Annotated in this window: 8 protein-coding genes and 1 pseudogene; 1 reads left to right on the top strand and 8 read right to left on the bottom strand. The window is 75.9% G+C overall.

Features of this window, described 5'->3' with window-relative positions:
- A pseudogene (locus tag MNZ27_RS21795) lies at positions 1-184 on the top strand (S-methyl-5'-thioadenosine phosphorylase); the annotation flags it as partial.
- Positions 185-192: 8 nt separating this feature from the next.
- Here the strand turns inward: MNZ27_RS21795 and MNZ27_RS21790 are convergent.
- The 8 genes from MNZ27_RS21790 to MNZ27_RS21755 form a co-directional block, all read right to left on the bottom strand.
- Positions 193-831, bottom strand: coding sequence for a UdgX family uracil-DNA binding protein (locus MNZ27_RS21790; RefSeq protein WP_308198014.1), 639 nt, complete (start codon positions 829-831; stop codon positions 193-195).
- Between the two features lie 179 nt (positions 832-1,010).
- A complete protein-coding gene (locus MNZ27_RS21785) occupies positions 1,011-1,436 on the bottom strand; it encodes an NUDIX domain-containing protein (protein ID WP_308198012.1) in 426 nt (141 codons plus the stop codon).
- A 51-nt stretch (positions 1,437-1,487) separates the two neighbouring features.
- Complete coding sequence (locus tag MNZ27_RS21780; RefSeq protein ID WP_242396181.1) at positions 1,488-4,610, bottom strand: efflux RND transporter permease subunit; 3,123 nt, start codon at positions 4,608-4,610, stop codon at positions 1,488-1,490.
- A complete protein-coding gene (locus MNZ27_RS21775; protein WP_242396180.1) occupies positions 4,607-5,725 on the bottom strand; it encodes an efflux RND transporter periplasmic adaptor subunit in 1,119 nt (372 codons plus the stop codon). Before MNZ27_RS21775 ends, MNZ27_RS21780 begins: the two co-directional genes overlap by 4 nt.
- Before the next feature lie 25 nt (positions 5,726-5,750).
- Positions 5,751-6,440, bottom strand: a complete 690-nt coding sequence (locus MNZ27_RS21770; RefSeq protein ID WP_242396179.1) for a TetR/AcrR family transcriptional regulator — start codon at positions 6,438-6,440, stop codon at positions 5,751-5,753.
- A 139-nt stretch (positions 6,441-6,579) separates the two neighbouring features.
- Positions 6,580-7,893, bottom strand: coding sequence for a GAF domain-containing sensor histidine kinase (locus MNZ27_RS21765; protein ID WP_242396178.1), 1,314 nt, complete (start codon positions 7,891-7,893; stop codon positions 6,580-6,582).
- A 51-nt stretch (positions 7,894-7,944) separates the two neighbouring features.
- Entirely contained in the window at positions 7,945-8,976 is a 1,032-nt protein-coding gene (gene cheB, locus MNZ27_RS21760; protein ID WP_242396177.1) for a chemotaxis-specific protein-glutamate methyltransferase CheB, read from the bottom strand.
- A gap of 7 nt (positions 8,977-8,983) precedes the next feature.
- Positions 8,984-10,496 (bottom strand): hybrid sensor histidine kinase/response regulator (locus tag MNZ27_RS21755; RefSeq protein ID WP_242396176.1); only part of this gene is annotated, 1,513 nt, incomplete at its 5' end.

Here is a 10,496-nt window from a genome sequence, read left to right as displayed (position 1 = left end):
CGTCAAGGCCGCCACCCAGAACGCCGTCGAGCTCATCCGCCGCGCGCTCCCGCTCGTCGCCGCCTCCGACAAGCCCTGCGCCTGCCAGTCCGCCCTCTCCCTCGCCATCTGGTCCGATCGCTCCCGCGTCCCGCAGGATGCCCGAGAGCGCCTCGCCCCCATCCTCGGCAAGTACCTCGCGTGAAGGCAGGCCTATGGTCCCGCGGGGACCGAGGGCGCTTCGGGCGCGCCGGATCGCAGCGCGGCTGCGAGCCGCCGCAGGTCTTCCACGAACCCCGCGCGCTCGGCGCGCCGGGTCTCGTCGTCGGGCGCCCGCAGGATGGACGACGGGTGGACGGTGGCCATCACGATCGGCGCCAGGCGTGAGGTGAAGAAGACCTCGCCTCGGTGCGCGGTGACGCGAAAGTCCCGGCCGAGGAGCGCCTGCGCCGCCGTCGCGCCCAGGCACACGAGCGCGCGCGGGCGGACCACGGCCAGCTCGGCCGCGAGCCACGGCGCGCACGCCCGGATCTCGCCCGGGCTCGGCTTCTGGTGGATCCGCCGCTTCCCGCGCGCCACCCACTTGAAGTGCTTCACCGCGTTCGTCACGTAGGCGGCGCGGCGATCGAGGCCCGCTTCGGCCAGCGCCCTATCCAGCAGGCGGCCCGCAGGGCCCACGAACGGTGCGCCGGCGAGGTCCTCGTCGTTCCCCGGCTGCTCGCCGACGAACATCACGACCGCGCCCGGCTCTCCGGCCCCGAAGACGGTCTGGGTCCCGCGCTCCCACAAGGGGCACGCCCGGCAGGCGCTGGCGGCCGCCCGGAGCGCCGGCAGGCTGGGGTGAGTCGGCACAAGCGGCGCCGCCGTCCCGGCGCCGCCGGTCGCGGAGCGTGCACCGCGCGGCATGCTGAAAAGGTGAGGACGACCAGGACGGAGCGCTCGCCCATGCGCTCCGCGCTCCGCCGCACCGCTCCCGGGCGCCGCCCTGTGCGCCTGCCCGACCGCCGAGCGTCCCGAGGCTGCAGACGGGCTCAGCGGCCCGTCGCCGCGAGCGCGATCACGGCGAGCTGGCGGACGTTCTCGGGGCAGGAGACGGACGAGAGCTCGTCGGCGCGCACCCAGCGGGCGGCGTCCCACTCGTCGCAGGCCGAGAGCTCGCGCGTCGCGACGTCGGCCACGAAGGCGAAGTTCATGTGCAGCCCCTTCGCGCCGGCGGGGTGCTCCTCGTACCCGATGAGCCCCGCGGGCGTCCCGTCCACGCCGAGGCCGGACGGGAACGCGCCGGCCAGGCCGGTCTCCTCCCGGAGCTCGCGGCGCGCGGCCTCGAGCGGCGTCTCGCCGGCCTCGATCTCCCCGCCGACCGGGAGCCAGGTGCCGAGCCGCCGGTGACGGATGAGGAGGACCGCGCCGGAGTGGCGGCAGAAGACGGCGACGGAGAAGGCGCGGCGATCGGTCACGTCGAGCTCCCGGGGAACGGGTAAGAGCCGGCCGCCGGAGCGGCCCCGCCATCATCGGCCGCCGGAGGCGTCGCGCGCAACGGCGGCGGTCTCCTCCTCGTCGAGCGCGACCGGCGAGAGGGGCCGGCGACGGAGCCGGGCCCGGAGCCGCTCCACGGTCACGAACACGGCCGGGACCACCCAGAGCGTCAGCATCGTCGAGGTGATCACGCCGCCGATCACGGCGATCGCCATGGGCGCGCGGAACTCGCTCCCCATGCCGCGGCCGAGCGCGGTCGGGAGCATGCCGAGCACCATCGCCGCGCTCGTCATCAGGATCGGCCTGAGCCGGCGCGGTCCGGACTTGCGCATGGCCTCGTCCGGCGCGTCGCCCTCCCGCAGGTGCTGCAGCGCGCCGTCCACGAGCAGGATCGCGTTCTTCGTGACGAGCCCCATCAGCAGGATGACGCCGATGAGCGAGCCGAGGTTCACGGTGTTGCGGGTCACCAGCAGCCCGAGCACCGCTCCCACGAGGGCGAGCGGCAGCGAGATCATGATCGTGAAGGGGTGCACGAGCGACTCGAACTGGCTCGCGAGGACGATGAAGATGAAGACGACGGCGACGAGGAGCGCGAAGGCCATGTTCGCCTGCGAGTCCTTCTGCTCCTTCTGCATGCCGTCCCAGACGTAGTCGTAGCCAGGCGGTCGCACGTGTCCGTCCAGCTTCGCGTGGAGCGCCTCGACCGCGCGGCCCAGGTCGTGGCCGGGCGCGATCTGGGCCCAGACCGAGAGCTTGCGCTCGCGGCGCTCGTGCTCGATCACGGCGGGGCTGGTGGCGCGCTCGAGCCGCGCGAGCTGGGAGAGCGCGACCGGCCCCTTCGGCGTCGCGATCCACATCGACCCGAGCGCTCCGGGGGACTCCCGATCCTCGGCGGCGAGCCGGACCCGGATGTCGGACTCGCGACGGCCCTCCCGGAGCTTCCCGGCGACCTCGCCCTGGGTCGCGAGCCGGACCTGGAGCCCGACCGCGCCGGCGGGCACGCCCAGCCGCGCGGCCTCCTCGCGATCCACGTCCACGTGGAGCTCGGGCCTCCCGGGCGAGTCCTTGAGCTGGACGTCCGTGAGGGCGGGGATCCCGGCCATCGCCGCGACGATGAAGTCGGCCTCCTTGCGGAGCTGCCCGAAGTCGCGCCCGGTGACGTGCATCAGGATGGGCGGAAAGTCGCCGAGCCCCTCCATCATCGGCGGGTCGGAGACGGCGCGGGTGGCGAGCCGGTCGTCGCCGGCGAGGATCGCGCGGATCCAGTCCTTGTACCGCTCGACGCCGTCCGGCCTCGCGCCCTTGTCCACGAGGTTCACCCGCCAGCGGACGAGGCGCGGGTCATCCTGGTCCCCGACCGTCGAGTAGACCGCGGTGACGCCCGGCAGCGCGCGGACGCGATCCTCGAGCGCGGCGCTCCGGCGCGACGCGGTGGCGACGCTCGTGCCGGGCGGGTACTCGAGGTTCACGATGAGCTGGTTCCGGTCCTCCTTCGGCGAGAACTCGGAGCCGAGGAGCGGGAGCAGGAAGAAGCTGCCGGCGAGGAGCAGGACCGCCGCCCCGGCGGTGATCCGTCGGTGCTCCAGGACCCAGCCCAGCGTCCGCGCGTAGACGCGGTCGCCGCGCTCGAAGCCGGCCCGGATCCGCCGGACCACCGGGTGCTCGCGGCGCGCCGCGCCCGGGGCGCGCGCCCGGGCGAAGCGCGCGGAGAGCATCGGGTCGAGCGTGAACGCCACGAACAGGGAGATCAGGACCGCCGCGGTGATGGTGAGCCCGAACTCCCGGAAGAACTGGCCCGTGATCCCTCGCATGAACGCGACCGGCACGAACACCGCGACCAGCGTGAACGTGGTGGCCATGACCGCGAGGGCGATCTCCTGCGTCCCGTGGCTCGCGGCCAGCGCGGGCGGCTCGCCCCGCTCGAGGCGGCGCGTGATGCTCTCGCGCACCACCACCGCGTCGTCGATGAGGAGGCCGATGGCGAGGGAGAGGCCGAGCAGCGTGATCTGGTTCAGGGAGAACCCGAGCGCGTACATCACGAACAGCGTGCCGACGACGGAGGTCGGGAGCGCGAGCGCCGAGATGAGCGTGCCGCGGAGGTCGAGCAGGAAGAGGAGGATGATCAGGATCGCCATGGCGCCGCCGAAGAAGATGGCGACCCAGACCTCGCGCGCGTTCGCCTCGATCGTGGCGGACTGATCGACGAGGAGCTGCGCCTGGAACCCCTGCTCGCGCTCGAGCTCCGGGAGGAGCCGCTTCACGGCGTTGGCCACCGCGGCCGAGTTGGCGCCGGCCTGCTTCACGACCTCGACCGCCACCGCCTCGACCCCGTTCGTCCGGACGACGGTCCGCACCTCCTTCGCCCCCCGCCGCACGAGCGCGACGTCCTCGAGGCGGACCAGCGAGCCGTCCGCCGCCGTCGCGACCGGCATCCGCCGGAGCTCGTCCACGTCCCTGAACTCGCCGCGCACGCGGACGCCGACCTCGGTGGAGCCGCTCGGGTACCGGCCGCCCGGCAGATCGAGGTGCTCGCCCTGGATGCGCGCGAGCACCGCGTCCGGCGCGAGCCCGAGGGCGCGGAGCCGGTCGCGGGACAGCTCGACCGCGATCTCGGGCTCGGCGCCGCCCACGATCCGGACCGCCGCCACGCCCTCGACCTGCTCGAGCCGCGGCCGGGTCTGGTCGTCCAGCTTCTCGCGGAGCGCGATGGGATCCTGGCCCGACGCGGCGGAGAACACGAGCACCGGCTGGGCGGAGAGGTCGTACTGGGCGATCACGGGGGCGTGCGCGCCGAGCGGGAGCTGCCCCTGCGCGACGCCGACCTTGTCGCGGGCGCTCTGGACCGCGTCCCCGAGCGGCACCGAGAGCTTGAACTCGATGAAGACCATCGACACGTCCTCGCGGGACCAGGAGAAGACCTTGTCGATGCCGGCGATGGAGGAGACCGCGTCCTCGATGGGACGCGTCACGTTCTGCTCGACGTCCTCCGGGCTCGCGCCCGGGTAGGCCGTGCTGATCGTGACGATGGGGATCGCGACGTCGGGGTAGAGGTCCGTCCCGAGCCGCCGGTATCCGAGCACCCCGAGGACCACCAGGGCGACGGAGAGCATGGCGGTGAAGACGGGACGGCGGATGGCGACGTCGGAGAGCGTCATCCGCGCACCTCCGCGAGGCTCGTCCCCTCGGCGAGGCCGAGGGGCGGGTCCTCGACGACGCGCAGCTCGCCCGGCCACGGCGCGCCGTCCTCCGGCGCGACCAGCGCGAGATCGCCCTCCTCGCCGAGGAGCCGGACCGCCAGGGCGCGCGCGACGCCGTCGCGGCCGGCCACCCAGACCGCGCGGCCGCCGTCGCGTTGCAGCAGCGCGGCCGACGGCACGCGCCATGCGTCGCGTGGCGCGCCGCGCGGCAGCTCGGCGCGTGCGTAGGCGTTCGGGAGGAAGCGGCCCGCGGCGTTCGGCACCGCGAGCTCGACCGGGACCCGGCTCGTCGAGGCGTCCACGGCGGGGACCACGACCGAGACGGTCGCCTCGGCGCGCGCGCCGGTCGCGGGGACCGAGATCGTCGCGCGCGCCCCCGGCCGGAGCTCCGCCGCCTCCTCCTGCGTGAGCGTGGTCTCGAGGATCAGCTCGCGGGTGGTGACGAGGGTCACCACCGGGGTCCCGGCGGCGACCGCGATCCCGACGCCGTCGGGGATCCGGGTGACGACGCCCGCGAACGGCGCCGTGAGGTGATGGTGCGAGAGGTTCACCCGCGCTTGCGCGAGCTGCGCCTCCGCGCCCGCGACCTGGGCCGCGGCGAGGTCGCGCTGCGCGCGCGCCTGGAATGCCTGCGCCTCCGACGCGCCGTCCTCCTGGCGGAGGCGGCCGACGCGGGCGAGGCCGTCTTCAGCGAGGGCGAGCTGGGCCCGGCCGGCCGCGACGGCCGCCTCGGCCTGCCGGCACGCGGCGGCGGCGGCCCCGTCGTCCAGCGCGGCGAGGAGGGCGCCCGCCCTCACCTCCTGGCCGCGGCGCACCGCGACGCGCGCGAGCGTGCCGGGCACCGGGAACGCGAGCGGCGACGCCTGGCGCGCCTTCAGCGTCCCCGTGGCGACGACCCGCGGCGAGAACCGGACGCGCTCCGGGACCGCGAGGCGGGCGGGCGTCGGGGCCGCGCCCGCGGGGGGAGGCGGGTTGGGAACGCTCGCGGAGGCGGCCGCCGGCGCACCGGCGCCGCGCCCGCAGCCGACGAGCAGGAGGAGGGTCGCGATGGAGGCGCTGAAGACGCGAGGCATTCCGGATCCTTTCCCGACCCGCAGCTCAGCGAGACGGACCGCGAGGTCGACGGCGGGCGGCGTGGGTGGCGGGGACGGCGTGGCGCGGCGGCACGCGAAGGCCGTCGTAGAGGAGGCGGAGGAACGCGCGGGTCCAGGCGGCGAGGTCGGGCTTCTCGTCCTCGCGGAGCCCCTGCAGCCGACGCGCGAGCCCCTCGTACGTGCCGACGACCACGTCGGCGACGACCTCCGGATCGAGGTCCGGACGCGCCCACCCCCCGGCCTGTCGGTCGGCGATCCGCCTGGCCACGAGCGCGTGGATGCCGCGGCGGAACCCGGAGAGGAGCCCGGCGTAGCGCGGGCCGGCCGCGTCGAGGATCGGCAGCGCGAACCGGTTGCGCCACAAGGACTCGACGGTCTCGAGGTCCTGGGCGCACTCGAACTCGATCTGCTGCTCGACGTGGGCGCCCGGGGCGCCGCGGTGCTCCCGGACGAAGCGGTCCTCGGCCTCCTGTCGGCGCGCGGCCTGCTCCTTCAGGGCGCCGAAGAGGCGGTGGACGAGCTCCTCGAACGCTTCCTCCTTGGACCGGAAGTGCAGGTAGAAGGCGCCCTTCGACAGCCCGGCGCGGTGCGCGACGTCCTCGACCCGGGCCCCCGCCAGCCCGTGCGCGGTGAACTCCGCGCGCGCGGCCTCGAGGAGCGCCGCGCGGGCGCCCGGGGTGGGACGGCGGGCCATGGCGATGCTCCTACCGGACCCGACGCGCGCCGACAAGGCGAAAATGACCGCCGGGTCAGGAATGCCCGGCCGCGCGCGGGTGCACGGATGGTGACGCGTCGCGGAAGCCCCGCGCGGCGCGGCGCGTCGTCGGAGGCGCCTATGCCGGTGGCGCGGCGGGGACGGTGAACACGAACGTGGAGCCGTGGCCCGGCGCGGTCTCGACCCAGACGCGCCCGCCGTGCGCCTCGACCACGCCCTTCACGATGAACAGCCCCAGCCCGTGCCCGCGCTTCTGGCCGCCCGGCGGCTGCCAGAACCGGTCGAAGAGGTGCTCGACCAGCTCCTCCGGGATCCCGGGGCCGTTGTCCTGGACGGAGATCCGCAGGCCGTCCGCGGCCCGCTCGGCGCGAACGAGGATCTCCGCGCCGGGGGGCGAGTACTTGATCGCGTTCCCCACGAGGTTCGCGAGCACCTGCACGATCCGGTCGGGGTCCCACAGGACCGTGGGGAGATCTCCGGGGACGCGCACCTCGAGGTGCTGGCTGCGCTCGGCGACGAGCGGCTCGAGGGGCTCGACGGCGCGGGCCGCCACGGACGCGGCGGCCTCGGGGCGGCGGTCGAGCCGGAGGCGGCCGGCCTCGATGCGCGCGAGATCGAGGAGCCCGTCCACGAGGCGGTTCATCCCGCGGATGTTCCGCTCGAGCCGGCCGAGGAGCTGCTGCCCCTGGGGCCGCTTCGTCTCGTCCACCAGCCGGGCGAGCCGCTGGATGCCGAGGAGCAGGGCCGCCATCGGGTTCTTCAGATCGTGCGAGACGATCGAGAGCATGTCCTCGCGCGCCTGCACCGCGCGCTCGACCTCCTCGAACAGGAGGGCGTTCTCGAGCGCCATCGCGGCGCGCGCGGCGAGATCCTCCGCGAACGCGAGATCGGCCGCTCCGTACCGCCGGATCGACTCCGCGAACGCGAGCGTCAGGGCCGCCCGGGTCCGGCCGCGGGCGCGGAGGGGGAGGATCATGAACGAGCGCGGCCGCAGCAGGCGCAGCGCGACGAGATCCTCCGGCTCGTCCCGGGCGGGGGGCGGCACCGTCTCCGCGAGCACGGGGCGGCCGGTCGCCACCGCGCCCGCGACGCCGGCGGTCGCGCCGGGCGCGAGCGGGAACCGGCGGGGGAGCGCCCGGGCGGCCGGGACGAGATCGGGGTTCCAGTGCTCGGCGGCGATCCGCTCGACGTGGTCGCCGCAGACGAGATCGACGAAGCACCAGTCGGCCAGGTGCGGGACCACCAGCTTGGCCAGCCGGCCGAGGGTCGCCCGGTGCCCGCGCGCGTTCTCGAAGAGCGCGACCGTCAGGTGCGAGAGAAACGCCATCTGCCGCTGCGTCTCCTCGAGCTGGGCGCGCAGCGGCTCGTCCGGTCGCGCTCCCTCGGGGAGCGGGGAGGCGGCCTCGCCGGGCTGGTAGGGCGGGAGGGCCATGTGGTGCGACTGTAGACAGGTCGGGAGGCCGATGACAACCCGGCGCGGCCATCAGGCACGCACCCACAGCGCGAGCCGCTCGGGGACCGCCTCCGGCGGGAGGACGACGTCCGCGAGGCCCGCCTCCGCTGCGGCGCCGGGCATGCCGTGCACGGCCGAGGACGCGGCGTCCTGCGCGATGACGTGCCCGCCGGCGCCCCGGATCGCGCGTAGCCCCTCCACGCCGTCCCGCCCCATTCCGGAGAGGATCACGCCGATCGTGCCGTCGCCGAACGCCGCGGCGACCGAGCGGAAGAGGTGCGTGCCCGAGGGCCGGAAGCCGCCGACCGGGGGCGCGTTGGAGAGCACGACCCGGCTCCCGTCCTCCGAGACGCCGAGGTGCCGGTCGTCCGGCGCCACGAGGATCGCGCCGGGCGCGAGGGGCTGATCTGCGACGGCCACGCGCGCCGGGAGCGGCCCGGCGGTCGAGAGCCAGCGGGCGAACCCCTCGGCGAACCCGAGGGCGATGTGCTGGACGACGAGGATCGGGGCGGGGAACGTCGCGGGGAGCCGGGCGAGGATCCGCTGGAGCGCGGCGGGGCCGCCGGTGGAGGCGGCGAACGCGACGACGCGCCCGCGTGGCCGCTCGGCGTGGGCGGGCGCGGGCGGCGGCGCCGGCGCCGCGGCGGGCGTGGGGCGACGGAGCAGGGCGACCCGCGACATCGCCTTGACGGTGGTGAGGAGCCGCCGCGCGTCCTCGCGGAACTCGGGGGAGCCCGGGCCGCGTGGCTTCGGGAGCGCGGCGAGCGCGCCCGCGCCGAGCGCGCGCATCGACAGGCTCACCTCGTTCACGTCCAGCGACGTGACGATCACGATGGGCGTCGGGCGCTCGGCCATGACGAGGCGGGTCGCCTGGATGCCGTCCATCGGCATCATCATGACGTCCATGGTGATCGCGTCCGGGTGGAGGCGCCGGACCAGCTCCAGCGCCTCGGTCCCGTCCGCGGCCTGGCCGACGACCGCGATCTCGGGATCCGACGAGAGGATCCCCACCACGAGCTCGCGGGCCGTCGGCATGTCCTCGACCACCAGCACGCGGATCATCGTTCGCTCACCCGAGGAGCTGCTCGAGCGCGTCGAGCAGGCTGCGCTGATCGAAGGTGCTCTTCACGAGGTAGGCGCTCGCGCCGACCTCGAGGCCGCGGGCCCGGTCCGCCTCCGACTCGCGCGCGGTCACGAGGACGATCGGCAGCGCGGCGTGGCGCGTGGACGCGCGGACCGCCTCCGTGAGGGCGAACCCGTCGAGCCGCGGCATCTCGACGTCCGCGACGAGCGCGTCGGCTCCCTCGCGCTCGAGGATGTCCCAGGCCTCCTGGCCGTCCGCGGCGGTGGCGACCCGGTACCCCGCCGCCTCGAGGATGGACCGCTCCAGCGTGCGCGTCGTGGGCGAGTCGTCCACGAGCAGCACCCGGTGCCGCACCCGCGGCGCCTCGGCCGCCTGGTGGAGCGCGCCCGTGCCGCCCCGGCCGAGCGCGGTCGCGACCACCGCCGGCACGTGCAGGATGAGGGACACCCCGCCGTCGGGCAGGATCGCCGCGCCCGCGAGGTGTGGCGAGCGGCGCACCCGCGTCCCCAGCCCGCGGATCTGGACCTCCTGCTCCGCGACGAGCGCGTCCACCGCGAGGGCCACCTGTCGGCCCCCCGCGGCCACGATCACGAGCGGGACGCCCGCGCCGCGCGCCATCGGAGGCGAGCCCGGCAGGCCGAGGACCTCCGCCAGCACCGCGACCGGCACCGTGGCGTCGTCGACGCGCACCGTGTCGCGGCCACCGATGGAGCGCACGTCCTCGGGGCGGACGGCGAGGGCGCGCCGCAGCGACCCGCCCGGGATCGCGAGCGTCTCGCTGCCCGCGCGCACGATCAGCGCCCGCAGCGCGACGAGCGTGAGCGGAACGACCAGCACGAAGCGCGCGCCCAGGCCGGGACGCGACCCCACGTCCACCGAGCCCTGGAGCGCCTCCACCCCCGCGCGCACCGCGTCGAGGCCGACGCCACGGCCGGAGACGCGCGTCACCTCGCGGGCGGTGCTGAAGCCCGGGAGGAGCACGCGCCGCGCGAGGGCGTGTGGATCCGCCTCGGGCGGCAGCCCGGCCTCGCGCGCACGGGCGGCGATCGCCTCGAGGTCGAGGCCGCGGCCGTCGTCCTCGACGGCGACCTCCACCTCGCCGCCGCGCAGGTGCGCGGAGACCGTGATCCGTCCGCGGCGCGCCTTCCCCTGCGCGGCCCGCGCGTCGGGCGGCTCGACGCCGTGATCCACCGCGTTGCGCACGAGGTGCAGGAGCGGCACCCGGAGGGCCTCGGCGACGGCGCGGTCGAGCCGGACCTCCGCGCCCTCGATGGCCACCTCGACGTCCTTCCCGGCGGCGCGCGCGACGTCCCGGGCCGCGCGCTCGAGCCCGAGGCACGCGTCGCCGAACGGGACCATCCGGAGCGTGCGGAGCGCGTCGGCGAGCGGCTCGGCCGCGGCGTCCACGCGCCGGCGGGCCGCGGCCGCCTCCGCGCCGAGCCGGTCCAGCTCGCCGCGGAGCCGGGCGAGGTGCGCGCGCCGCCGGTGCGCCGCGTCG

This window comes from Anaeromyxobacter oryzisoli (assembly GCF_022690765.1).
GTDB lineage: Bacteria > Myxococcota > Myxococcia > Myxococcales > Anaeromyxobacteraceae > Anaeromyxobacter > Anaeromyxobacter oryzisoli.
The sequence above is the reverse complement of the archived record's forward strand: the minus strand, read 5'-3'. Positions and strand labels throughout refer to the sequence as shown.